Origin of the sequence: Streptomyces sp. NPDC058683, from assembly GCF_042716195.1 — a bacterium.
In the GTDB taxonomy this organism is placed as follows: Bacteria; Actinomycetota; Actinomycetes; order Streptomycetales; family Streptomycetaceae; genus Streptomyces.
This window is the reverse complement of record NZ_JBHXSK010000001.1, coordinates 117,448-142,804: the sequence shown is the minus strand read 5'-3', so window position 1 is coordinate 142,804 and position 25,357 is coordinate 117,448. Positions and strand designations below refer to the sequence as shown.

The window sequence follows — 25,357 nt, the reverse complement described above, 5'->3', positions numbered from 1 at the left end:
TCCCCGTCGGGCAGGCCGGCGATGAACGGGCAGACAGCCTCGCATCACACGGCGCAGAGCAAGTTCGTACAAGCCGCACTGCTCCAGGTGTTCGGGGTACAAGGAACCGCAGCGACGCGTGTGCGAGCCGGGACGAGCGCCGTCAACCATCGCGCCGTACTCGACGGTGGACGGCGGGTCTTCGTCAAGACCATGCGCCCCGACCAGGCCGAGGCGGAGGTACGGGCGGCGACGCGTCTGGCCTGCTTCGCCCGCAGCCGTAGCGCGGTCCGCATCCGCGTCTGGCCCCATGACGCCCCCTCGAACCCGCCGCTGCAGTTGAATCTGCGCGTCCGAACCGGCCTGGCGAACGCCGGCCTGGTCCTACCCGAGGCCACCGAGACGTACTTCCCTCATGTGTCGGCCGCCTACGGGAAGGTCGACACCCACTACCTCAAGCAGATGAACCGGGCAGACGCCCTCGCCTCAGCCCTGCTAGGCCGCGCTCGCCATCACGAGACCGTGCGCGTCAATTCCGTGCGGCTGGTGATGGAAACCCAACATCCCGACTGCCACACCTACACCTTCGAGCGTATCCAGGAGCTGCCCCTGGGGCGTTGAACAACAGCCGGCTTCCGCCAGCCGGAATCTCTCGCCGAACCACCATGCAGTTGGCGCCGACGCCCAAGGCGAAGGCGTACGAGGCCCCGTAAGGAACCCTTTATGACCGATGTGACCGTGACCTCCGACGAAGCCACCCGGCTCCGCAACAAGGTCGTCGACCAGCTCAAGGATGACGGCACGATCGTGTCGCCCGCGGTGGAGGCCGCCATGCGCAAAGTGCCCCGGCACCTTGCCGTACCGGAGGCGTCCCTGGAGGCCGCATACAGCACTTACAACGCCGTGATCACGCAGGAGGACGAGCACGGCAATCACACCAGCTCGGTGTCCGCTCCGCAGATCCAGGCGATGCAACTGGAGCAGGCCGACATCCGCCGCGGTGACAACGTGCTGGAGATCGGCACCAACGGGCCCAACGCTGCCTACCTCGCGGAGCTGGTCGGGCCCACGGGACAGGTCACCACCCTCGACATCGACCCCGCGCCCGCCGACCGAGCCAAGCGGTTCCTCACCGAGGCCGGTTACACGGGCGTCAATGTCGTCGTCGCCGACGCCGAGGACGGCCTTCCCGAGAACGCCCCCTACGACGCGATCGTGGTGACGGTCGGTGCCTGGGACATCCCGCCCGCCTGGATCAACCAGCTCAAGGACGACGGTCGGCTCGTCGTGCCGCTCCGCATCAACGGCCTGACCCGCACCTACGGGTTCGTCCAGCAGGATGACCACCTCATCGCCACCAGCGCCCACGTGTGCGGTTTCGTGGCGGCACAGGGCGCCGGCTCCCACACGCAGCAGGTCATGCAGCTCCCCGGAGAGGAGGGCGTCACGCTGCGCTTCGACGAGGGTTTGCCCGCGAACCCCTCTCTGCTGGACGGCGTCCTGAACAGCGCACGCGCCGAGACGTGGACCGGGGTGACCGTCGCCAGCCAGGAGCCCATCGGCACCCTCCAGATGTACCTGTCCACGCAGGTCCCGACGTATTGCTTCATGTCCTCCAGTCCTGAGTTGACCACCGGCAAGATCGGCCCCACGGGCAGCAGCTGGTCCATGGTCGCCATCGACGGGCCGCATTTCGCCTACACCGTCGTGCGCCGCGACACCGAGAAGAAGACCGCGGAGTACGGCGTCCACGCCTTCGGGCCCGACGCGTCCAAGTTCGCTGAGCGAATCGCCGACATCCTCCGCACCTGGGGCGAAAAGGTTCGCGGCGCTGACGGCCCGCGCATCGCCGTCTACCCGGCGGGCACGCCCGATGACCGGATCACCGGCGATCGGATCATCGACAAGAGGCACAGCCGGATTTCGATCTCCTGGCCGGCCGTCTGAACCGCGGTGCTGGGCCAGGGTGTTCTGCACCATCCCATCGGACAAAGAGAGTGATCACATGACCACCGCCGTACTGCACAGCGTCCCCGCCCCGGTCGGCCTGGCGGTCGACTCCCTCGCCGAGGACGACTTCGAGCTGGACATCCGGGTCGTTGTCTCCGAGAGCCCCTTCACCGTCTTCATGTGCCCCACCAGCGACGGCTGCGGCAACACCTGCGAGAACGGGGCCAGCGCCTGCACCTCGTCCATCGAGGACGCTGCCTGACGCGCCTCCGGCCGCCGGGGCGGCAGCCGATCACCGCTGCCGCCCCGGCACCACCTGTCCGCGCACCCCGACCAGAAGGGGCACCGGTGGCCCACGGATCACCCATCACTTATCAGTGGCAGCCGGGATTGCTGCTGCGCGCCTCCACCTCTTCCCGCCAAATACCCGTGCCGGACCTCGACCTGCACGGCGACGACGTCACGGCGCGTGGCCGGCAGTGGCTGGCCGAGGTGTGGCGCGCCCCGGTACCCGACGCGCTGTCCGCTGCCAGCCCTGTCCTGTGCCGACGCGTCGAGGAGATCCTGAGCGGCAGCCTGGCCGATGCCCGCCGCATCCGGCGGGCCGTCCGGTCGGTGGCGGCCTACCTCCTGCGGTGGAATCACCGGCCCACGCCGTTCGGGGTATTCGCCGGTGTCGCCCCCGCACAGCCGGCTCAAGCTGCCCACGTCCGGTGGGGAGAGGGGTACCGGACGATTCTGCGGCCCGATTCCGACTGGCTGACGGACGTCATCAGCCGGCTGGAGGGCAGCCCCGCCCTACTGGCCCGGCTGACAGTGGTCGCCAACAACACCGGCCACTCCCGCGGCAACCGGCTCGTCGTGGAGGGAATTCCGGCCGACGCTCATACCCCCAGCTACGCCCCTATCGAGCTATCGGTCCGCCTCAGCCGGCCCGTGGCCGCGGTGCTGGAGGCGGCCCGCACCCCGATCCCCTATTCCCTGCTCGTGCACCGCCTGGCCGACCGGTTCCCCACTGCGCGCCCCGACCAGCTGACCAGCCTGATCTCCGGCCTGTTGGGCAAGCACATCCTGATCAGCAGTCTGTGGCCCCCGATGACGTCGATCGACACGCTCACCCACCTATGCGATGAGCTGCAGAAAGCAGACGCCGCCGCCATCCCCGATGTCGCAGAACTAACGTCCCAGCTCGCGTCAATCCAAGACGGCTTGAACCACCCAGACACCGTCGCCCCCTGGACGCCTAGCGCCCGGCTGACGCAGAGCATGCAGCGCGTGAGTTCCGCCGGTCGCGTGCCCCTTCTTGTGGATGCCGCGCTGGACTGCACCGCCCACATCCCCGAAGCACTCCTGACCGAAGCCGCCGAAGCCGCCCAGGTCATGCACCAACTGTCGCCCTATCCCTACGGGTATCCGCAATGGCGCGACTACCACCAGCGGTTCCTCAACCGGTACGGCAACGAGGCCCTCGTGCCCGTACTGGACCTGGTTGCGGACAGCGGCCTCGGACTGCCCGCGGGCTTCCTGGGCTCCGAGCGCGCCCGCCCGCCATATCAGGTGACCGATCGGGACGAGAAGATCCTGCGCCTGCTCCAGGAGGCGATGCTCAATGGGAGGCGCGAGCTGGTCCTCACCCGGGCGACGATCGCCGACCTGACCGCCGACCACGCCGAACCGCTGCTGCCGCTGCCCCGGGCTGAGATCGCCGTGGAGATCCACGCCCCCACTCTGGATGCCGTGCAGTGCGGCGACTTCCGGCTGCTGATCACCGGAGCCCCCCGCCCCGGCAGCAGCATGCTCGGCCGGTTCACGCACCTGCTCCCGCCGTCCGCACAGGCCGCGCTCACCAACTCGTACGCGACCGCCAGCCCCGGCGCCGTCGCGGCGCAACTGTCGTTTAACCCTAGGCGGCGCCGCAACGAGAACATCGCCCGCACCGCGCAGGTCCTGCCCTTCACCATCCCTCTCGGCCAGCACCACGAGTCCGGCCCCGGCGTGATCGCGCTCGACGACCTGGCGGTGACTGCCGATGCCCGCCGGTTCTATCTGGTGCGCTCCTCAACGGGGCAGCACGTCGAGCCTCGCGTCACCCATGCGCTGGAAGCGTCCGTCCACACACCGCCGCTCGCCCGGTTCCTGGCGGAGATCACCACCGCCCGCAGTGCCGCCTACAGGGTGTTCACCTTCGGTGTCGCCTCCACCCTGCCCTACCTACCACGCGTGCGGTACAAGCGGACGGTCCTCGCGCCTGCCCGTTGGCTGCTGTCTGCGGAGGAACTGCCCGGCCGGTCCGCCCCCATGGCCGACTGGGACAAGGCGCTAGCCCGATGGCGTGAGCGGCTCTGCGTCCCCGATCACCTTGCTCTGGTCGAAGATGGCCAGCAGCTGTCCCTCGACCTCGACCAGCGCATCCACCGGGCGCTGCTGCGCGCCGGCGTGGACCGAAACCGCGTGGTCGAACTGCGCGAAAGCACCACTGTGCAGGACTGGGCATGGATCGGCCGCCCCCACCAGCTCCTGATCCCTCTGGCAAGCTCCACCCCCGCCGGCCCGCCCCGCGTACCGAATGCCGCTGCCGCCGCCACCGGGACGTCCAGCCAGTCCACCGTTCTGTATGCCCGGCTGTTCGCGCACTCCCAGCGGTACGACGAGATCCTGACCGGCCACCTACCCACTCTGCTCGACCAGTTCGACACCATGCCGCTCTGGTGGTTCAGGCGCCATCGCGACACAGCCCGCCCGGACTCCGACCAGCACCTGGATCTGTACCTGCGCCTCCCCGAGCCAGCCGCCTTCGGTCCAGCCGCCCAGCTGGTCACCGACTGGGCAGACGCACTCAACAGCCACCATCTGGTGTCCCGGCTGGAGTTGGCCCCCCATCCGCCACAGGCCGGCCCGTACGGGCACGGCCACGCTCTGGACGCCGCGCACCTGGTGTTCGCCGCAGACTCGGCCGCCGGCGTGGCGCAGATCCGTGCCGCTGCAGCTGACTTCGCCGCCGGGCAGGCTCTGACCGCTGCGAGCATGTTCGACCTGACGGTGCGGTTCACCGGTAACGCAGATCAGGCATCGGACTGGTTGACCCGCACTCTCCCTCAAGAACATGGCCCCATACCCCGGGATCGAATCGCTCTGGCCCAGGCTCTGGCCGATCCCGAACACACCGCTCTCCAAGCCCTGCCGGGCGGCCCCGATGTCATGGCCGCATGGCGGCAGCGTGCTGCCGCCCTGACCGCCTACCGGCAGCAGCTGGCCCCCGGGCACAACTCCGACAGCGTGCTGCGGTCGCTGCTCCACCAGCACTGCATCCGGGCGCTGCCAGTTGACCCTGATCACGAACGCGTCACCGGCCGGCTCGCGCGGGCCTGCGCCCTGCGACACCGGGAGCGGCAGTCATGACCACCGCAACCAGCCCGGCCATGCTGGCGCACTACTTCGCCCGCCGCCTGACCACCCCCGTCCCGCCACCCGGAGACCAGCCCTGGGCGGCGCAGGACCTGGCCGCCGGCGCCGCGGGAACCGCGCTCCTCCACATCGAGCGCGCCCGTACCGGAGACGGCACCTGGCAGCAGGCACACCCCTGGATCAAGAACGCTGTCGCCACCCCCGTCAGCGCCGCCGACACCAGCGGCCTGTACCTGGGGGCGCCCGCCGCAGCATTCATGCTCGACTGCGCCGTCACCGCGGAGGCACCCCGGTACCAGGGCGCGCTGACAGCTCTCGATCACCACGTGGCCCAACTCGCCCACCGCAGATGCGACGCGGCCCAATCACGTATGCGCCACGGGCGTCCAGCCAGCTTCCACGAGTACGACATCTTCTACGGGCTCACCGGCATCGGCGCGTACCTGCTGCGCCGGTCCCCGTCCGGCACCGCGATGGCACGCGTCCTGGCCTACCTTGTACGACTCACCCAACCCATCCGGCACGGCGACCAGGGCCTACTGCCTGGCTGGTGGGTCGATCACCAGCCCGACCTCACCCCGTCCGCCGTCCCCGCCGGCCACGCCAACTTCGGCGCCGCCCACGGCATCACCGGCCCCCTGCTGTTCCTTGCGCGCGCCCTGCGCCAAGGCGTGAGGGTCGACGGACAGGAAGACGCTATCGACACCATCCTTCACTGGCTCGATACATGGCGGCAGGACGGCCCCGCCGGAAGCTGGTGGCCTGAACACCTCCGCCTCGGTGAACTCCGCGCCGGCCGTCCCGCCCAGCGCGGCCCCGCACGGCCCAGCTGGTGCTACGGCACCCCCGGCATTGCCCGCGCCGGTCAACTCGCGGCCCTCGCTCGCCGCGACCCGGCTCGCCAACACCTATACGAGGACGCCCTGATCCGCTGCCTGACCGATCCCGATCAGCTGTCCGAGATCACAGACGCCGGCCTGTGCCACGGCTGGGCGGGCGTCTACCAGACCGCCTTCCGCGCAGCCCACGACGCCGCCACCCCGGCTCTGCGCGCCGCCCTGCCCGACTTGGCCACCGCCCTGACCCGACACGCCCAACCCTGCCATGACCCCGGCCTACTGCAAGGCGCCGCAGGCACCGCCCTCGCCCTGACAACCGCAGCCCACTACCTTGCGCCGACCTCGGGATGGGACGCATGCCTACTGATCGACTGAACCAACCCTCCCGACTGGAAGCGACCCTGCACGCCGTGCTGGACGTCCTGGCTGGCGGTGACACGAACGCCGTCGCAGCCTGCGCCGGACTTGAGCCCGCCGACCTGGATGCCGCCGTCACCGTCTACCAGCAGGCCGGGCAACAGGCCCTCGCTCACCAGGCAGGATCCCCGGCATGGCGTCAGCTGTACATCCAGTTCACCGACTGGGGCAAGGCCGAGCAGATCGCCGCCGACCACATCGCTCCCGTCCTGGACCTGGCACAACAGGACGGTCTGATCACCGGGTGGTGGTTCATCCGTAAGCACCCCTGCTGGCGGATGCGGCTGCTCCCGGCCTTCGGAGGGCAGCTCCCCCTGGCACTGGCCGACATGCTCGACGAACTCACGGCCGACGGGCGAGTCCACCGCTGGTGGCCCGGCATCTACGAGCCCGAGACCGCAGCCTTCGGCGGCGACACCAGCATGACCATCGCCCACACCCTGTTCCACGCCGACAGTCACGCCATCCTCACCACAGCCCATAGCGAGCTGGGCCGCCGGGAGTTGTCGCTGCTGCTGTGTGCCACCCTGATGCGCGCCGCCGGACTGGAGTGGTACGAGCAAGGAGACGTCTGGCATCGCATCACCCGGGAGCGGCCTCTTCCCTCAGACGTACCGGCCGCCAACGTCCACACCATGGCCGACAGCCTCCGACAATTGCTCATCGCCGATACCAGCCCCTCTGGCCCCCTACTCCGGTCGGACCGCCTTCTCAAGCCCGCCGCCGACTGGGTGAGCGCGTTCCGGCAGGCCGGAAGAGACCTCGGCACAGCCGCCCGGGAGGGAGCCCTCGACCGCGGCCTGCGCGAGGTCATCTCGTACCACGTGATCTTCCACTGGAACCGGATCGGCCTGCCCGCCCGCACCCAGAGCGTTCTCGCTCACGCGGCACATACCGCGATCCTGCATCCCGTTGCCCCCGCCGAAAGGCCGATGCCGTGACCGTGCCGCCGCAGCACCCACAGGCAAGGCTCCGTCGGCTCTCCAGGCGGTTCCCGCTGGTCAGCCGACCCCACCTTGTCTACCCCAACTTCACCGCCCGGCTCAACGAAGTCCGCACCTGCAGCGAGAAGTCGGCGCAGGACCGACCCCTCCGCGACCGGATCAATCTCGCATGCGCCACCTGGAACCTGTCCGCACTGATCGCCGCCGACTGCGGGCTGACTGACCAGGCGACAGACCTCTGTATGCGTCAGCTCCGTCTCTTCCAGGCCGCATGGCCCGTCAGCGGGGACACCGCCATCGCCAGCCTCCAGCCCATCGTCAACCTCGTACGGCTGACCGCCCGAACCGGCGACTCGCAGACCGCCTACCAGCAGCTCATGAGCGTGCACCGCGCCGCACACAACGGCGGCGCGGTGACCATCCACGGACAGACCATCGACCTCACGGGCTTCACCACCGACGCCACCCTGAATCACATCCAGCCCTGGCTCCACGACCTCCTGCTCGACGACGGCACCCGCCTCCTCGTCGCCACTGACCAATGGCGTCAAGCGGCAGAACACGCGACCGCCTACGACAGAGAACCCGAGAGGCTGCACGGCAGCAGGCAAGCACGCATCGTGGCGAGCCTGCGCACGGACGCTCTGGACACGGCCAACTCCCTGATCGACAAAGCCACGATCACGGAGCCGTGGGAAGAAGCCGTCGCGCAGGTCCTCCGCCACTACGCCGACCACCTTGCGGGCCGCGCCACAGCAAAAGGGTTCGCCGCTGCGGCACTCGCCGTGCGGGATGCGCTGGAGCCGGCCCCGCCGCACCTGCGCATGTTCCGGGTGCGGCTGGCTCTGGCGGCGATCGACCTGGTACCGAAAGGCTGCGAGGCCCTCGCACGACCCTTGTACGACGCGATCGTTCGCGACACCGCACAGGCGCGCGACGCGTACGCAGCACGCGAAATCCTCCGTCACCCCGCTCCACCGGCCGACGAGCGGTCACGCCACGAGTTGGAGGCGATCGTTCACGACGGCGGCCTCGGCCGGGGCACCCTGCAGGAATCGGTGCTGTCCACGATGGTGCAGGCCGTCAGCACAGCAGGCGCCAGCCTCGCTCACTGCCTCGCCCAGGAGCGCACGGCAACTCGCGGTCCAGGCCGCCGGGCAGCAATCGATGTCAGCCGGGCTTCGCCGCCAGAAAGCAGCTGACGTGTCCATCCGGCATCCCTACTATCCCGCGCCTAACCGAAGTAAAGGACGCTCCGCAGCACCAAACGCACCCTGAGGGGCAGGTGCCACAACGCAAGGTACTCTCGCGCGGCACGATGAATTCTGGTCTACGCGACAGCCGCCACCATTCGCACAATTCGACCAAATTCCCCGTTCCGGGCGCACCCTTCGACCGGGCATGCAGTTTTCACAGAATTTTGACCCGCGAGGGGACAGTTACGTCTCGCTTTCCCTATAATCGAAAACAAGAGCCGGAAACGGTCACCCGGGCGTCGCGGAGATGACGCTAGACGTCAAGTCTGCACACCCCGGAGGACAAGGTGCTCACCCCGTTTCCTGCCTTCGCCGGCATCCCGGCTATGCGGCGCGCTCCGACCGCCGGAGCCTCTGTCGGCCCTGCAGCCCCATTCCTGGCGTGGGTAGATACCGCCAGACCTGCAGCCGTACAACCAGCCCTCTCAAGGCCGATTGATATCGAAAAACATCCCGAACGGCCGCCACCATCCACGAAATGCCGCACGTTCCCGGAAATCCGCCCCTCCGAGCCTCGTGCTGGCCGCAACCATTGCGCTGTTAATCCATAACAGACCCAAAGCACCCAGGCTAGCCGCACCGAAGGCGGTCAGGAGTCTCTGCCGCCCCCGTTCATGGAGTAGGTCTCCGGCATGCCTTGACAGACCTGTGCGGCGCCCCAAATTTCCCGTCCCCGTCCCGCCTGCCTTGGCAGATACCGATTCTTGAGGAAACTCATGTCTGACGGCGTGTCCCCTACCCGTCCGGTCACGCATCGCCGGCGTAGTCGGCACCAACCGCTAGCTGGCCGCGAGGTGCTGAAGCCGGTGAGGGAGGCAGTCCTGATCCCTCTGACAATCGTATTCTTGGTGCTGAGTGTGTCCGCGGCGGCGTGGCGAGTGATTCCCGTGCCGGGCTTCCTGCTGCTGGTCTGGGTGCTGTGCGGGTTCGTAGCCGCAGCGGTGGCCGGAATCCTGCGGGCCCGCTCGGCCGCCTTGGCAATCACCCGGGCGCACAATGCCCAGTTGCAGCGGATTTTCGAGGCAGCGGCAGCGCTCGAGAAGGCTGTGCTGTGGACGGCAGATCAGCTGTGTCAGGGCTGCACGCCCCCCGTACCGGAGAGCGTTCCCTACCCGGAGGGGGCGGGCCCGACTGACGAGGCATTGGCCCGGCTGGACGAGGTGAAGTGGCAGACCGTCGTTTCGTTGATCCGCGTACACAGCGAGTCGCAAGCAACCGTGGTGCTGTCGATGATGAAGCAGCTGTCGAGGCGCGAACACGCCCTTGTTGAAAGGGTGCTGGAGCGGCTGGATCAGCTCCAGGCGCTGACCGAGGACCCGGATCAGCTGAGTGTGATCTTCAAGATTGATCACCTGGCCACGCGGCTGCGGCGGTGGGCGGAGAGCAAGGCTGTGGTGGCCGGCGACTCGCTGCGCAGTCCCAAGCATCCGGTGAACGTGGTGGAAGTTCTGCGGGGCGCGGTCCAGGAGATCATGCACTACTCCCGGGTGACCGTCGCGGTCGGAACGGTCGGGGTTGAGGTCGGTCTTCCCCGGCATGTAGGTCCGGATGTCACACATCTGGTGGCCGAACTCGTCGAGAACGCCACGCAGTATTCCGACCCTGCGACCAAGGTCCAGGTACGGGCCCATCGCGTGGCGAGGGGGCTGGCGATCGAGATCGAGGACCGGGTCGCGATTCCGATGGAGCCGGAGGTACGGGAGCGGTGGAACAAGCTTCTCCAGGCTCCGGACCGTATCGACGTGAGTGCTCTGGTCGGCATGGGGCAACTGGGGCTGCTCACTGCGGCTCGGATCGCCGCCCGCCACGAGATCTCCGTCCAGCTGTCGGAGAACCCGACGGGCGGAACTACCGCCTTGGTGGTAGTCCCAGCCAAGCGGCTGGTCTCGCTGACGCCTCCCCCGGACACTCTCGCCCGCCCAGCGGCGAGCGCCGTGCCGCCGGTGCAGTCGGCTCGGCCGGCCGGGGCTGCGGCGGACCGAGGAGAGCCCTCCGTTCCTGGACCGGAGCAGTCGCCGACGGCCGTGGAGGCGAGTGGTCTGGCTCCGCTGCCTCGGCGGGTGGTGTCCCAGGACCAGGACAGGATGCCTGAGCCGGCCCGGCCCGCTCATGTGTCGACGGCGCCGCGCTACGGCCTGGCGGGCGCCTTCCAAAGCGGTGTGAACGCGGCCCGAAACCGGGACCACACGGCCACCGCCGTGCCGCCTCCCGCACACCCCTGACTCCCCCACACACGTGGCCAGCCCCCTTGGCGGCGGCCGGCCTTGTATCCGCAGGAGTGATTTCCATGACTTACGAGACCCCCCAGTCCCATAGCGCGCCGGTCGCCGCCTCCATGCACGAGGAGGCCCGTCAGCAGATGGGCGGGATGCTTGAGGAGTTCGTTGAGACCGTGCCCGGTGTCACGCACGCGCTGCTGGTGTCGCGGGACGGACTGAGGCTGGTGGACAGCAAGGTCCACAGGGATGCGGCCGACCGGTGGGCAGCAACACTGGGATCGCTGGCGTCGCTGTGCGAGAGCATCCCGGGTCCGCGCGGCGACCGGGGCGGGCTGAAGCTGGCTTTGGTCGAGCGCGAGAACGCCTTGATCTTCGCGTCGATCGCCGGGAGCAGCGCAGTCTTCCCGAACCAGCCGGGCAGCGTGTCGGGGTCGGTCGCCACGGTTCTCGCCGTGATCGCAGGCCCGGAGACGAACGCCGGCACAGTGGGCTTCGAGATGGGCCGCCTGGTGGATCGCTTCGCTCCGTACATGGTCGAGTCCGTCCGCAGCGCCTGATGACCGGGCCGAGCGGGCGCACGCCGTCCTCCGCCGGCCCGGAGGCCGCGACCATCCGGCCCTACCTGGCCACCCGGGGCCGCGCGCACCCCCGCCACCGCTGGTTGCGTCCCGACACCCTGCTGACGGCGGGCGACGGCAGAGCAGGGCCGAACCTCAGGGACGTCGAGTACCAGCAGATGGTCAAGCTGTGCCGGCAACGGCACCGGTCGGTCGCGGAACTGGCGGGCACCGTCCACCTCCCGCTGACGGCTGCCCGGGTGCTCATCTCGGATCTGATCGACGCCAGCGTCCTGATGGTGCCCGTCACCGTCTACACCGACTCCCCCGCAGGAAACGCACCGCCCACACAGCTCTTGGAGGCACTCCGTGTCGGTCTCGCCCGCAAGTGGCCCGACGCCGACGTCAAGGCCGGCTGAACAGCCTCCCCAGTCGACAGCGGCGGCCATTGGGCCCGCGACGTTGAAGATCCTGATCGCGGGAGGGTTCGGGGTCGGCAAGACCACCGCGGTGGGCACGGTCAGCGATATCGAGCCCATCTCCACCGAGGAGTACCTGACCGAGGCCGGCGCCGCGACGGACAGCCTGACCGGGGTGGCCGCGAAGAGCCAGACGACTGTGGCTTTCGACTTCGGTCGGGTCGACTTCGAGCTGCCCGTGCCGATCGAGTTGATGCTGTTCGGTACACCCGGCCAGGAACGCTTCAGGGAGCTCTGGTTCGACCTGGCGCGCGGCGCTGTCGGCGCGGTGGTCCTGGCCGACACCCGACGCCTGGAGGTGAGTTTCGACGCGGTCACCTTCTGCGAACACGCCCACCTCCCGTTCGTCGTCGGCGTCAACCAGTTCGACGGTGCACAGCGCTACCCACTCCCCCTGGTCCGTCAGGCTCTGTCCCTCGCTCCCGGCATCCCGCTCATGACCTGCGATGCCCGCGAAGCCAACTCCATCGTCCAAGTTCTGCTCCGCCTCGTCGACCACGCCCTCGACCAAACCCGGACCACCCCAAGCTTCCAGGACGCGTGATGCCCAAACAGCCGAACCCCAAGTCACCGCAGCCCGCTGGCACCGCAGTTCAGAATCTCCCTGTCGAGGCCCTCGCTCGGATCGTTTCCGAGTCAGGCCCGGCCGGCACGCAGAACGGGAGGGCCCATCAGCAGCCGGACCCCGCGTGGTGGGACACGTGGCTGCCCGACCCGATCAAACGCCGGCTACCGCTGCCGGTGGCCAGTCTTCCCCCGGTTGACGGCATCAGCCCGTGCTTCTTCGAGACACCTTTCACCCCTGACAACTCTCCCCTACCGGATACCCGATGACAAACCAGCCTCGTACGCCTCACCCGGCCGCGCTCGACCGCCGGACCCCAGACCGTTTACTGCCGCATGCCGACCGGCACCTGCTCGTACCACCGCCGGACACGGTCCGTCTGGGCCAGGAGACGGTCAGCGCGGCCCGCGCCCAGGAACTGGCCGAACAACAGGCCCGGATGGAGCTGATCCAGCATCTGGGCATGCCGACCGGCGCGCACGCCTTCATGGACCAGTTCGCGGACCACCTGGCCGAGGCCACGGGCATGCTCTACGGCTTCGTCAACATCTTCCTGGACCAGCAGACCTTCGTCGGCCTGCACAACCCGCCGATGGAATCGGGCCATCTGATCCTCGGACGCACCATGAGCCTTGAGCATGGCTGGTGCCCCGCCGTCGTCAAACGAAAGACCGGACTGCCCCTGTTCGACGTCCACGCCAGCCCGCGCTTCTCCGGGAACTTCGTCGTCGACGCGGTCGGCATCCGCAGCTACTTCGGCGCCCCATTGATCCACCAGCAGACCGGGATCGTGCTCGGCACCGTGTGCACCATCGACCCCGAAGCCCGCCCCCAGTCCGACGCCCGACGGCTCCTCAGCATCGTCAAGTCCACCGGCACCGAGGTCATGCATGCCCTCCGCGCCGCGTGACCTGGTGCGCTGAAAACGACCGCGCCACCCCCCACCCGGGATCCCCGGACTCTCGGAGATCCGGCCGCACCCGCCTTGCGACCCCACACAGGGACCTGCGACCCCCGCATTGGGAGAGGGACACGACCATGCCCACCACGCCGCCACCCCAGCTCACCCCCTACCTCACCCCCCACCACCACCGCTTGTGGGCCGAGGCCGACGCCTTCGCCACCAACGTCGTGGCCCCGTGCGTGCCGCGCATGGAGACCACCCCGAACCAGGTGGAACGAGCAGTACCCCAACGCCTCGCCGAACAAGGCTGGTTCGGAGTCACCATCCCCACACGGTATGGAGGGATGGGCGCAGGTCACGTCGCCAAAACGATCATGATCCACCGCCTCGCAGTGGTCTCCGCAGCCACGGCGGCAATCTTCCAGGCCAGCCTCATCCCGTACGAGGCGCTGCGCCGGTGGGGCACGGCCGAGCAGAAGGAGGCATGGCTGCCTCCCGCAGCCGACGGGTCGCTGTTGTGGTCGATCGCGGTCACCGAACCCGAGGCTGGCGGCCACATCGGCGGCATCGAGACCGCCGCCGAACGCAAGGGCAGCGGATGGGTGCTGACCGGTGAGAAGCTGCACATCGGCAACAGCCACATCGCCGGAGTGCACCTCGTCGTCGCCCGTACTGCCTCCGCCGACGTCACGGCTTCACAGGCGCTGACCGCATTCATCGTCGAGGACAACCGTGAGGGCGTAGCCCTCCACCCTCACAGCAGCCGACTGGGTCTGCACGGCTTCTCCGCCGGACGGCTCTGCCTCGACCGGGTCAAAGTCCCCGACGACCATGTGCTCGGCGAAGTCGGCAAGGGCCTGTATGTCGCCCTGAGCAGCAGCACCCTGTGTGGCCTGCCCAATCTGACCGCCGTCAGTCTCGGCCTGCACGAAGCCGTCGTCGATCTCACCGCAGACTTCCTCAGCAACCGCCACCGCTATCACGGACACCTGGCCGACCTTCCCGTCGCCCAGGACCGTCTCGGGGACATGCAAGCCCGTCTCCACAACGCGCGCACCGGTGCCTACGCGGCCGTCCACCTCCTGGACGAGGGCGCGAGCTGTGACGAGGCACTGCTGACCGCCAAATACACCGGCCACCAACTGGCCTTCCAGAGCGGCAAAGACGCCATGGAACTGCACGGCGCCCGCGCCCTGGACGCCGACTACGCTCTCCAGCGCATGTGGCGGGACATCCAGAACATCTATCCGCCCGCCGGCACCGGGGAGTTCCAGCGACTGCGCCTGGCCAAGTACGCCCTAGGCACCGAGACCATCCAGTGGTCCCAACATTTCGCAGCCGAGGCCGCCTGGACCAGGCCGGCCCCGGATCCGACCGCCGCCTGACCCCCACGCGCGACGAGCACCTCCGCGCCAAGGACAGCGGTGCCGGGCATCCGCTCAATTCACGGGTCCGGTGGCCGCACGACGGAGAAATCCGGCTGCCTCCGCCCGGACTCCGTCCCGTCTCCATACGATCGGTACAGGAAGCCCATGACGACTGAAGTTCCGCCAGCGCCCGCTGGACGCCCTACCCCGGCGATAGATCCCCTCCTCGCTCAAGCCGACACTGAGAACGAGGAGGGACCGGCCGTCATTCTCAAGGTCGTGCTCAGCCCTGCGGCCAGCCGCGCTCTGCACGCCGGCGCCCTGCTGACTGTCCAATACCTGCCCGTGGCCAACGCCGTCGCCAGCGCCCTCGGCGACACCGTCGTCCTCGGCCAGGTCACCGCCGTCGCCCATCACGTCGCCTGCCACCCCCGCCCCTGAGCCCCGTGCGCGGCAGCCCCGTCACCGTCCACTGCCGCGTACGGGCCCCCGCCTGCAGCCGAGACCTCACTACTTCAGCAGCAGGCACTGCTCCTCGATCCCCCGGCCGGTTGAGAGCCGGAGGCCGCGAGGATCCGGTCCCTGTACTCACCGCGTGTGGGGCATCGCGCGTACAGGGGCCGGAACACACCGAACTCGGTACGGCGCACGACCGCGCTAACGCCGACGGCCGCTCGCCACCCTCGCAGCGGGGTTGCGCCCATTGCCCATCAGAAGCAACCGCACTTCCGACACGAACCACCGAGGAAACCTATGCCAATTGATGATCCGCAGGTTCCGGGCGGCAGTCCGAGCCCGAACGCCAGCTCCAGACCGAAAGGCGTGACGGATCGACAATTCCGGATCCTCAACCACATACGGGAGACAACGCGACAGCGGGGTTTCCCTCCGTCGTACCGGGAGATCGGCGATGCCGTCGGGCTGACGAGCACGTCATCGGTGGCCCGCCAGCTCAAGACGCTGGAAGAGAAGGGCCTGGTCACTCGCCATCCGCGCAGTCCTCGCTCGTATCAGATCGTTGCCGACGGTTCTGCGGCACAGGGCGTTCCGGCGCTGACCTACATCGGCTGTCCCCTCCTGGCTGGCGACAGGACCGAAGATTCGGATGGGGCGGTTGTCCTCAAGGTGATGCTCGATCCCGCCGTCGGCCGTGCTCTCAAGGCCGGGGCCCTGTTGACCGTAAGGCAGCTTCCCGTGCCTGCCAGCGGTGCCGCGACGGTCACGGATGCCGCTGTCCTGGGCCAAGTCACCGCCGTTGCCCACCCCGTTGGCAGCTCCCACACCTGAGCCCTGCTCCGCACGGGTTCTGGCGGCCTCTGCCCTAGGAACGGGTCTCCAGCCGGAAAAGTTGCCCTGACACCTACTACACCTCACCCGGCCGCAACCAAGAAGCCAGGGGCCCTGGTGTAGCCCTCGGCCTGCCTCCGGCTGACCAGCACATAGCCGCGCATTTCCACTGCCCTGACGCGAAGCGGCTCCTCCCCGCCGATGATCCGTGTCCTCCCGGCAGAGAGCCCCAACCAGCCCAACGACCACAGGATGACCGTGCCCACGCAAACGATCACACTGCTGAACAGGGAAGCTGTCGGCCTCGACCCGCAACAGGCGGACCAGGCCAGCGTCGTGTACCGCAGACTCCGCGAAGCCATCCTCGACGGCCAGATCCCGTCCGGCGCCACCATGGACTGCTCCTCTCTCGCCGCCGGATGCAAGGTCGATGGCCGCGTCATTCGCGCGGCGTTGAAAGGACTCGCCCGCGGCGGCCTGACCAGTGGCGGGCCAGAAACCGTATGCGTCACCGCGCCGACGGGCCGAACTCCAGGACAGTTCGGCAGGCCCGCTACCTCCGAGACGCTCTACAACGCCTTCGGCGAGACCAAAACGCTGAGGCAGTGGGCTGCGGACGAGCGGTGCCGCGTGCCGTACCGCAACCTGCACACCCGGATCGTCACCTGCCACTGGGACATCGAGCGGGCTATCACGATCCCCCTGGGCGCCCTTCGCAGCCTCTTGTGATTGCCGACTGCATCGGCGCCGCACAGACACCCGCCGCCGTCACGCAGGGGGCGTGACGGCACCCGAGGGCGGGACACGAACGCCCCTCCCGCCGGCGACCGCTGTAGCCAGTGCGAGGGAGCGCCCCGTCACTGCCGTCTCTTCAAGGAGGGCCCATGGCTCAAGCAGCAGACAATGACAACTGGTTCGACAACCCACCGCCGCGTCGGGTAGGTACCCACGCCCTCGTTCTGAGGGGATCGCGGATGCTCATGGTTACCCGGCCGTACAGCATCACCGTCTCCCAGTGGGGTATGCCCGGTGGCTCGGCTGGCCCGAACGAGCTTCCGTGGCGCACGCTCAGCCGCAGCCTCGCCGAGAGGCTGGAACTCCGGGTCACCCCGGGCCGTCTGCTGGCTGCGGACCATGTGCCGGCGACTCCCGGCAAGCATGACGAGGGCGTCAACTACGTCTACGAGGTGCACCTCCCCGACAACGTAGAACCGGTCGTCACCGAGGCAGGCCGGTTCGGAGAAGCACGCTGGGTCGAGCGAGCGGCCATCGAAGAGCTCGCCGTCGATCACTCCCTGCGCCGCATCCAGCAATGCCTCAAAGCCGCCGAGACCGGGCAGTTCCTGGAACTGCTCCTCGGACTGCCACGCCAGAGCGTCGGCGACGAGCGCGGATAGAGCTCAGCGTTAGCACCGCTGTGTAAGAGCCGTTGAGCGGTGCCATGCCGGGCTGCGGAAACCCGCCGGACGAGGACAGCTCACGGTGCGGGCCCGCCGCCAGGATCCCACACCCCGTGTCGAGGAAGCCGCTTCACCGCCTCGCCTTATCCGGCGGGGCGGTGAAGCGGGCGGCCTTCCCTGGGTCGGTGTCCCGTCCCGGGACAAGCGCGGCCAACTTCACATCCCGGCCTCCCCGCGGGCAGCGTCCTCCGCCCGCTCCCCCATCACGTCAGCCCACGATCAGGGACCTTCAGATGAACACCATCCGTGTGATCAGCGAGACCGATCACTGCGACGACTTAGCCGACCGGATGACCGGCCTCCTGCACACGGCGGCGCCGTACGTGGAGAAGGCCACGGGGCTGGCTCTGCCCCAGGTCACCGTGCGTCTCCTGGATATCGTCACCGCAGCTCAGCAGTACGACGCGTTCGTTCGGCACCGCTTCGCACACGAAACACCCCCCGCCGGCCTCACCGCCCGGCAACGCGACGGGGCCAACGTGTTCGCCGAGGGCACGGAATGGACCGTGCGCATGCAGTGGGCAACGACCACGTCGCTCACCATCGCCGACAGCGCCCGAGCCAACCGGCCAGAGACCCTGATCGTGCCGACGACCCTCGCATGGCAGAAGCTGACCAGCGATCACACCCGGCTGTGTGCGCTGATGGTCGAGTCCCTCGCCAAGCAGGCCCAGGTCGCCGCGTGCGGCGCCAGTGTGATCCCGGGCAAGGGCCGCCTCGTCGCCCTGCGCGAGCAGGATCCGGCATTCCACCTCGGAGAGGGCCACGCCCAATGGACGAGCTTGCAGGTGAGCCCCCTCGTCCTCGGCCAGCCCGTCCAACACCGCCGGCAATGGCATGTGGACGTGATCCGCGCCAGCCTGGCCGGGGATGTAGGGGGCGCGCGGGCGTGGAAGCGCCGTTCCACCTCGTTCGTCGAAACGGCCCTGGCCGCCGTCGGCACCGAGGTCTTCAATCGCATGTGGGTGCAGCACGAGCTGCTGCCCACGCTTGCCGAGCTGCGGCACCCGGCCCGGTGGATACGACGGCAGACCTGCTGACCGCGACGGCCAGGCCCCGGCTGCGGGCACGTCCCCCACCCCGGGCCTCGTGCCACAGACACCACACGTCACTCCTGCATCGGATCGCGGCGATTCGGCCACCGGCTGCGACCAGCGCTCCGCACAGGGAAAGGGCCGACAGGATTCGGCCCCGGAATCACGGGCTGGAGATGCGACTCAAACACGCGTGTTCGAAGGCGGGCGCCCGATCGTTGTCCCGGTCATCATCAGTCATCCCCAACGCGGCCCAGATGTCCGGCTGTTGACAGCAGCCGGGGCAAAGGCCGTGTCCCCCGGAGATGACCGCCACTCGGCCGCGCTCATCAGCCGACTACTGGAGGAATCCATGAATCCCGTTCCCGCCCCCGCCTCGCTCCCCCCTGCTTCGGCACACCACACACCGGGCACTCCCGTGCACCGGGTCGACAGCATTCCTCTGGCCGGTGCAGACCGATCACGCACGACACCGAGGTGGGGGGCATGACCGACCCGACCCTGCTGCCCGAACCAGTACGCGTCTGGGCCGAGAAGAAGCTGGGCACGCTCACCCCCGCACACACCGCCTCGCCGGACCTGTCCTCGCGGGGTTCATGGCGCGTGGTCCGGGCCGGTGACAACGCCCGCTTCGTCATCAAGATCGCCCGAAGCGGCGAGGGCTACACCCGGGAGACGTTCGCCTACCGGCACGCGGTGGCTGCCCTTGGCGCGGGCAACGCGCCGCGCCTGCTGGCCACCTTCCCCTCCCACCTGGCCCTGCTCCTCACCGACCTGCCCGGCCTTCCCCTTCCGGACCTTCACGTGAAGCTGACCGCCCTGCAGCGGATCCACTGGCGCTCGGGTGCGCTGGTCGCCCGGCTGCATCGCGCCGGCAAGCCCACCGCCGCCGACCACCAGGACGCGTCCGCGGCCCTGGCCCGCCTGGCCGACGACGCCCGCCCGTACCTGGACGCGGCAGAGGACCGGCTGTCGACGGTCGAGCAGAAACTCATCCTCCTGCTGACGGACCGCCTGCGGGTCCTTGGACGGCTCCCCCTCGGCTTCGTCCACGGCTGTCTCGAATCCGGTCTGGTCTGGGGTCCCCAGGCGCACCTGTCCCTGCGTGACTTCGAGGAATCCCGGTTCGCGCCGGTCGTCGTGGACTTCGCCCGCCTGGCCTGTGGCCCGTGGGTGGCCCGGCCGCGCCTGCGCAACGACTTCTTCAGCGGCTACGGCCGCGCCTTGAGCACCGACGAGCGCCTCGCCCTGCGCGCGCTGACCGCCCTGCACGCCGTGCGTACGCTGGCCGCCGACGAGTGTGCCCCTGGCCACCGTCAGGCGGTTGAAGACGCCCGGGTGGTACTGGCCCGCCTCCACGAAGAGGTGCAGCCGTGATCTGGACACCACCTCGACCGTCCGGCAAGGGACTGTCCGTTCGCCGCCCGGGCTTGCGCGGAGGGCTGCGGTGAACACTGTCTCCCAGCCGCAGGCGACGGGTGTGGTGGGAGCCGGCCGGGTGCCGCCCCCGCCGCCCGCCGAGCTGCGCTACACCGGAAAGCACAGCAAGAACCCCCTCGAAGAGACCGGGTTCACGGCCATGGTCCGCAAACTGCCCGCGGTGCTCGCACGGACCGCCGGGATCGCGTGGTCCATCGACCGCCACGCCGTCATGCTGCTGGCCGGCTGCCAGCTGGCCATCGGGGTGAGCGCCGCCGTCCAGCTGACCGGCACCGCGCACGCCATGCGTGAGGTTCTCACCGCCGGGCCGGTCGCGGGCCGGCTTCACGAGGCGCTCCCCGCCCTGGTGGTGATCGCGCTGGCCGCGATGACCGGCAGGACGGCGACCGCGCTGTCCTCCTACGCCGACGGGCGGATCACCCCGCGGCTGACCACGGAGGCGGACAGCAGCCTGGTGGAGGCGGTGTGCGGCATCGAGGCCGCCGCCCGCGCCGAGGACGGCTGCGCGGACCGGCAGGAGGCCGCCGAGATGGGCGCGGTCCGCGGCCATGTCATGGTGCAGGACGCCACCCGCCTGACCGCCGCCTTCATCCGCCTGGTCGCCGCGAGCGGGGTCCTGACCGTTCTGCACCCGCTGCTGCTGCCCCTGCTGCTGCTCGCCGTGGTCCCCGCCGGTGCCGGCGCCGTGCTGCACGCGAAGGTCACCTATCAGACGCACTACGCGAACGTGGGCGACCGCAACGTCCGTCACAACCTGCGCGGCTGGGCCACCAGCGTGAAGTACACCGACGAGATCCGCGCCAACACCATGACGGGCTACCTGAGTTTCTGGTACCGGTCGATCTCCGAGCGGATCGACGCCCGTACGCTGGCCGCCGCGCCCAGCATGCTCAGGATCGTCCTGACCAGTTCGGCGATCGGGGGGATCTTCCTGGTCGCCACCTGGGCCGCGCTGGCCTGGCTCGCGAGCACCGGCAGGATCGAGCCGGCGGTCGCGGGGACCGCGGTCATCGCCGTGCAGACCAGCCTCGCCGCGCTCAGCCAGGTCGTCATCTACGGAGCGGCGATGTTCCACACCTCGCTCTACCTCGCCGACATGGACGCCTTCCTCGCCTTCGCCGCCGACCGCGCCCCCAAGCGAGGCGAGCGGACTCTCGCCGGTCCGGTGCAAGAGCTCCGGGCGGAGGAGGTCGTCTACCGGTATCCGGGCAAGGAGAAGCCGGCCCTGGACGGGGTGTCGCTGCGGGCGGGCCGGGGCGAGATCATCGCCCTGGTCGGCGAGAACGGATCGGGCAAGTCCACCCTGGCCCGCCTGCTCGCCGGCATCTACCTGACCGACAAGGGCAGGGTCACCTGGAACGGGCAGGACGTGGCCGGTCTCGACCCCGAGAGCCTGTGGGTCATGTCCGGGCTGGTCCCGCAGTCCTTCGCGCAGTGGCCGCTGTCCGTGCGCGACAACGTGACGCTCGGCCAGCCACACGAGGACGGTGACGCCCTCGTCCGGGAGGCGATCGACGCGGTCGGCCTGACCGAGGCCGTCGAGGATCTCCCGGCCGGACTCGACACGCTGCTCGCCCGCGAACTGTGGGGCGGCAGCGAACTCTCCGGCGGCCAGTGGCAGCGCCTGGCCTGCGCCAGGGCCCTGTACCGCAGGGCAGGTCTGCTGATCCTGGACGAGCCGACCTCGGAAATGGACGCCCGCGGCGAGCACACGATCCTCCAGAAGATCAAGGCGCTGGCCGGCGACTGCATCACGATCGTGGTGACCCACCAGCTGATCAACTGCAAGATCGCCGACCAGGTCCTCGTCCTGGAGCAGGGCCGGATCGCCGAGCAGGGCACCTACGACCAACTCGCCGCCGGAGGCGGCCTGTTCGCTGAACTCCTGGCCCTGTCCACTACCCGCTGAGCCCCGGGGCGCCGCCACTGCCCGCACAGAGGCGGCGCCCCCAACACCTTCCTCACAAGCCCCCCAGGTGATCAGCCAGCCCGAGGCCCGCCTCGCCCTTCACCTGGCCGACCGAACGCGGAGACACGACATGACGGACACCCCGGAGAAGGCCAACGGCATCGCGTGGAGGGCGTACGGCGCCCATCACCTCCAAAGGGGCACCCAGCCGGCGGAGGTGGACCGCGTCGACTGGGGACCGGGCAGCACCGGACCGGGCGATCAACCGCTCGGCGATCTCGGCGGCAAGCGGGTTCTCGATCTCGGCTGCGGCACCGCTCGGCACGCCGCCCACCTCGCCCGCGACCACGGAGCACGGGTGGACGCCGTTGATGCCTCAGCCCCGCAGATCGAGCGCGCCCGTGCCCGGTACCACCAGCAGCCTGGACTCACCCTGGCCGTCGCAGACGCCGTCGCGCACCTGCAGAAGTGCGCACCGTACGACGTGATCTACTCCGTCCACGCCCTCCCCTACATCGACCCGCACCGCCTGCTGCCTGCCCTGGCCACCGCCCTCAAACCCGGGGGCCGCCTCGTCTTCACCGTCCTGCACACCAATTCCCTCGGCGGCGGGCCGGGCACCTCTGTCACCGCACGGCCGGAGACCTTGCGCCTGGCCGGAGGCGAAGACGTGACGGTGCAGATGTGGGTCCTCAGTTCCGCGCTGTGGGAGGAACTCCTCGTCGAGTACGGGCTTGAGGTGGAGAAGGTCACGGCCCTGGACGCACCCGAGGCCAACAACCACGCCTCCTACCGGCTCTTCGAGGTCCGCAGGCCCAACCGGATCAGCTCCCGCCCGCGCACCGGCCGGCCGCCGCACGCACATGCGGCCCTCGGAGTCGGCGCCGTCCTCCACGGTCCGGACGGAGTACTGCTGGGCCGGCACCGACTCGGAACCTGGGAGCTGCCCGGCGGGAGCGTCGAGCCCGGCGAACCGCTCCAGCAGGCGGTCGTACGCGAACTCGCCGAGGAGACCGGGCTGATCGCAGATGCAGCCGATGTGCGGCTTATGGGAACGCTGCTGGACAGCGTGGGCGACGTGGTCCGCATGACGGTCGGCGCCGTCGTCACCCGCTGGCACGGCGAGCCTGCCGACCAGGACGCTGAAAGCGTCGGCACCTGGCGCTGGTGGCCCCTCAACGCCCTGCCCAACGGACTGTTCGTGTGCAGCGCGCAGATCCTCACGGCCTGGCAGCCCACACTGCCCATCGTCCACCCGCCTGCAGCCTTCACCCCCTTCGCCGACCCGCCCGTGAACTCGGTGGATCAGCGGTGCTCTTGACCATGATGAGCCTGAACCCACACGGCGTCTTCTCTACCGTTTGACGCATGCCGTGGATGACTCTGGCCAGCGCGGTCGTCGGTGCTCTGATCGCGACCGCTTCCGCCGCTTTACTCGACCGCACTCGATGGCACCGAGACAAAGATGAGCGCCTGATCACTGCGCGTCGCGCTCTGTACAGCGAGTACCTTGCCTGCCTGTCACAGGCCCGCAACGCTTTCCGCAGCCTCGCCCGAACTGATGGCCTGGATCCGACCGAGCGGGAAAACGCCGCCCGCGACAGCTTCGCGCCGTGCTACGGCGTGCGATACCAGATGGCGGTCACAGCCGCGCCGGAAGTCTTCGCCGCCTCCGAGTACGTCTTCCGCCGCCTTCGGGACGTACGGGACCTCGCCGCAGTCGGCACTCGCGCAGACGACGAAGCGTATGCCCGAGGCCGCGCCGAGTACGAGACCGCTCTGAGCCAGCTGGTCGACGCCATGCGCCTCGGGCTGGGAGCCGACCGGACCCCGGTCTAGGACCCCGGACCGGGGAGCTGTGTCACGTCCTGTCCACGTCCAAGTTGCAGGCTTTCACCGGGATCTGAGCGGACACCGGGTTCTCGGCGATCTTCTCGCTCTATTTGCGTCCGAGAAGTCATGAGCAGTAGCAGCGTGGGCCCAGCAAGTACACCGCCAGCACCGGCAGGTGCATCGGCGGCAGTCAACGCAACCAGCGATGGCGTGAATTCGCTGCGCGAAGCCGTCCGAGACACCCGCATCAGTGACCGAAAGCCCCCACGAGCAACCAGGGTCACACCACATAATCCGATGCAAGGCATACGGACGTGATAGCCCCCACATTCACACTTCCACACCCAACATCGAGCAGAAGTCGGGAACTTACTGCCGTTACGTCCGGTAACTAACCGTTGCAAGGTCTCGAAAAAGTAACGGAAGTGCACAATGACGGGAGGCCCGTGACCACTATGAACGCAAGATGAAGCGGCAGGTCACGGCCATGATCACTAAAACGACAAGTCAATTTGATCGCTCTCCGTTACCCAACCAGCATCCGGAGGCGGCTCAGGATGGGTACTTTTCAGCCTTGATCCACTAGCGGCTTCACGTAAAGTCCGAGGGGCCCCTGAGGACCTCACTGAAGGATTCCTGGCGGGGTGATTGCAGTTCGCTCTAGTGATTGTGGTTGCACGGAGCGGAGTTTCCGCGCCCATGCGCCTCGCTCGCGAAGGCGGACGCAGATACCTCCGCCGGTGCTGGCCCGGGCTTTGTGATCACCCTCGTGAGTACCGACGGGGCAGCGAACAACGTTGACCCGTGGTGGTTGGCCCCTGGCTCCGAACATGAGCCGCGGGCCGGCCGGTACGAAGGGATTACTCAATGCCTCCGGGAGGAAGCCGCCATGACGGCCCGGAATCTACGGTGCCCGCGAGAGCTCGGGTGAGCCTGCGCCGGCTGGGACGGTGGCGTACGGCCGAGCGCCGCACCGTGGAACGCGATCTGCACCGTCGGCTGCGGCAAGAGCTGCGGAGCCTGGGCATCACCCCGCCCCTGGACGTACACGAACTGGTCAAGGCCCTCAGCGAACGGCGTGGGCGCCCCATAGTCCTGCGCCCGTGCGCGCTGAAGAAGCCGGGGCCGTCAGGGCTGTGGATCGATCACCCGCAGATGGACGTAATCCTCTACCAGGAGGAGACAACCCGGCTGCACCAGCGGCAGATCATCCTCCACGAGGTCCTCCACATGCTCGTCGCCGAATGGGGAGAGGACCAGGAGGCTGCGGAGATGTCCGCAGACGAGTTCGTCGAGGTCTGGTCCGACCTCATACCGGTCCTGGACCCCAAGCTGATCCGGCGGGTCGCCGCACGCTGCTCGTACGAAGACGCGGAGGAGTGCTCGGTCGAGCTGGCAGCGACGATCATCCTGGAGTGGTCTTCGGTGGTCGATGCGCTCCCGCCCCTGTCCGAGGATCCCCAGGTGCGTCGGGTGCAGTCCGCGCTCGGTGACCGGCGAGGGTGGTTGTAGG

At 68.8% G+C, this 25,357-nt stretch carries 23 protein-coding genes; all 23 read left to right on the top strand.

The window, feature by feature from the left end:
- The first annotated feature begins 120 nt into the window (after positions 1 to 120).
- Positions 121 to 600, top strand: coding sequence for a hypothetical protein (locus ACFWXC_RS00780; RefSeq protein WP_384470831.1), 480 nt, complete (start codon positions 121 to 123; stop codon positions 598 to 600).
- A 102-nt stretch (positions 601 to 702) separates the two neighbouring features.
- Positions 703 to 1,926, top strand: coding sequence for a methyltransferase, FxLD system (fxlM, locus tag ACFWXC_RS00775; protein ID WP_384470828.1), 1,224 nt, complete (start codon positions 703 to 705; stop codon positions 1,924 to 1,926).
- Positions 1,927 to 1,984: 58 nt separating this feature from the next.
- Entirely contained in the window at positions 1,985 to 2,191 is a 207-nt protein-coding gene (locus ACFWXC_RS00770; protein WP_384470825.1) for an FxLD family lanthipeptide, read from the top strand.
- 86 nt (positions 2,192 to 2,277) lie between these two features.
- Complete coding sequence (locus tag ACFWXC_RS00765; protein WP_384470822.1) at positions 2,278 to 5,328, top strand: lantibiotic dehydratase; 3,051 nt, start codon at positions 2,278 to 2,280, stop codon at positions 5,326 to 5,328.
- Positions 5,325 to 6,548 carry a lanthionine synthetase C family protein gene (locus ACFWXC_RS00760; RefSeq protein ID WP_384470819.1) on the top strand — a complete coding sequence of 408 codons (1,224 nt, stop codon included), beginning with the start codon at positions 5,325 to 5,327 and terminating at the stop codon, positions 6,546 to 6,548. The genes ACFWXC_RS00765 and ACFWXC_RS00760 overlap by 4 nt, the downstream gene beginning before the upstream one ends.
- On the top strand, positions 6,530 to 7,531 hold the full coding sequence (locus tag ACFWXC_RS00755; RefSeq protein ID WP_384470816.1) for a thiopeptide-type bacteriocin biosynthesis protein: 1,002 nt from the start codon (positions 6,530 to 6,532) through the stop codon (positions 7,529 to 7,531). The genes ACFWXC_RS00760 and ACFWXC_RS00755 overlap by 19 nt, the downstream gene beginning before the upstream one ends.
- Positions 7,528 to 8,736 carry a hypothetical protein gene (locus ACFWXC_RS00750; protein ID WP_384470813.1) on the top strand — a complete coding sequence of 403 codons (1,209 nt, stop codon included), beginning with the start codon at positions 7,528 to 7,530 and terminating at the stop codon, positions 8,734 to 8,736. Before ACFWXC_RS00755 ends, ACFWXC_RS00750 begins: the two co-directional genes overlap by 4 nt.
- A gap of 860 nt (positions 8,737 to 9,596) precedes the next feature.
- Positions 9,597 to 11,012, top strand: a complete 1,416-nt coding sequence (locus ACFWXC_RS00745; RefSeq protein ID WP_384470810.1) for an ATP-binding protein — start codon at positions 9,597 to 9,599, stop codon at positions 11,010 to 11,012.
- A gap of 65 nt (positions 11,013 to 11,077) precedes the next feature.
- Positions 11,078 to 11,566, top strand: coding sequence for a roadblock/LC7 domain-containing protein (locus ACFWXC_RS00740; protein WP_384470807.1), 489 nt, complete (start codon positions 11,078 to 11,080; stop codon positions 11,564 to 11,566).
- Positions 11,566 to 11,985 carry a DUF742 domain-containing protein gene (locus ACFWXC_RS00735; RefSeq protein ID WP_384470805.1) on the top strand — a complete coding sequence of 140 codons (420 nt, stop codon included), beginning with the start codon at positions 11,566 to 11,568 and terminating at the stop codon, positions 11,983 to 11,985. Before ACFWXC_RS00740 ends, ACFWXC_RS00735 begins: the two co-directional genes overlap by 1 nt.
- A 43-nt stretch (positions 11,986 to 12,028) precedes the next feature.
- The gene (locus ACFWXC_RS00730) at positions 12,029 to 12,589 is read left to right on the top strand and encodes an ATP/GTP-binding protein (RefSeq protein WP_384470802.1); all 561 of its coding nucleotides are present in this window, start codon (positions 12,029 to 12,031) and stop codon (positions 12,587 to 12,589) included.
- Between the two features lie 286 nt (positions 12,590 to 12,875).
- Positions 12,876 to 13,520 carry a GAF domain-containing protein gene (locus ACFWXC_RS00725; protein ID WP_384470799.1) on the top strand — a complete coding sequence of 215 codons (645 nt, stop codon included), beginning with the start codon at positions 12,876 to 12,878 and terminating at the stop codon, positions 13,518 to 13,520.
- Positions 13,521 to 13,648: 128 nt separating this feature from the next.
- The gene (locus ACFWXC_RS00720) at positions 13,649 to 14,899 is read left to right on the top strand and encodes an acyl-CoA dehydrogenase family protein (RefSeq protein ID WP_384470796.1); all 1,251 of its coding nucleotides are present in this window, start codon (positions 13,649 to 13,651) and stop codon (positions 14,897 to 14,899) included.
- Between the two features lie 261 nt (positions 14,900 to 15,160).
- A complete protein-coding gene (locus ACFWXC_RS00715; protein ID WP_384470793.1) occupies positions 15,161 to 15,322 on the top strand; it encodes a hypothetical protein in 162 nt (53 codons plus the stop codon).
- A gap of 312 nt (positions 15,323 to 15,634) precedes the next feature.
- Complete coding sequence (locus tag ACFWXC_RS00710) at positions 15,635 to 16,168, top strand: MarR family transcriptional regulator (protein ID WP_384470790.1); 534 nt, start codon at positions 15,635 to 15,637, stop codon at positions 16,166 to 16,168.
- Positions 16,169 to 16,420: 252 nt separating this feature from the next.
- A complete protein-coding gene (locus tag ACFWXC_RS00705) occupies positions 16,421 to 16,897 on the top strand; it encodes a hypothetical protein (protein ID WP_384470787.1) in 477 nt (158 codons plus the stop codon).
- Between the two features lie 155 nt (positions 16,898 to 17,052).
- Positions 17,053 to 17,565, top strand: a complete 513-nt coding sequence (locus ACFWXC_RS00700; protein WP_384470784.1) for an NUDIX domain-containing protein — start codon at positions 17,053 to 17,055, stop codon at positions 17,563 to 17,565.
- A gap of 311 nt (positions 17,566 to 17,876) precedes the next feature.
- The gene (locus ACFWXC_RS00695; RefSeq protein ID WP_384470781.1) at positions 17,877 to 18,668 is read left to right on the top strand and encodes a zinc-dependent metalloprotease; all 792 of its coding nucleotides are present in this window, start codon (positions 17,877 to 17,879) and stop codon (positions 18,666 to 18,668) included.
- 480 nt (positions 18,669 to 19,148) lie between these two features.
- On the top strand, positions 19,149 to 20,039 hold the full coding sequence (locus ACFWXC_RS00690; protein ID WP_384470778.1) for an aminoglycoside phosphotransferase family protein: 891 nt from the start codon (positions 19,149 to 19,151) through the stop codon (positions 20,037 to 20,039).
- Positions 20,040 to 20,109: 70 nt separating this feature from the next.
- Positions 20,110 to 22,011, top strand: a complete 1,902-nt coding sequence (locus tag ACFWXC_RS00685; protein ID WP_384470775.1) for an ATP-binding cassette domain-containing protein — start codon at positions 20,110 to 20,112, stop codon at positions 22,009 to 22,011.
- 130 nt (positions 22,012 to 22,141) lie between these two features.
- On the top strand, positions 22,142 to 23,332 hold the full coding sequence (locus ACFWXC_RS00680) for an NUDIX domain-containing protein (protein WP_384470773.1): 1,191 nt from the start codon (positions 22,142 to 22,144) through the stop codon (positions 23,330 to 23,332).
- 47 nt (positions 23,333 to 23,379) lie between these two features.
- Entirely contained in the window at positions 23,380 to 23,850 is a 471-nt protein-coding gene (locus ACFWXC_RS00675; RefSeq protein ID WP_384470770.1) for a hypothetical protein, read from the top strand.
- Positions 23,851 to 24,753: 903 nt separating this feature from the next.
- The gene (locus ACFWXC_RS00670) at positions 24,754 to 25,356 is read left to right on the top strand and encodes a hypothetical protein (protein ID WP_384470767.1); all 603 of its coding nucleotides are present in this window, start codon (positions 24,754 to 24,756) and stop codon (positions 25,354 to 25,356) included.
- Position 25,357: the final 1 nt, after the last annotated feature.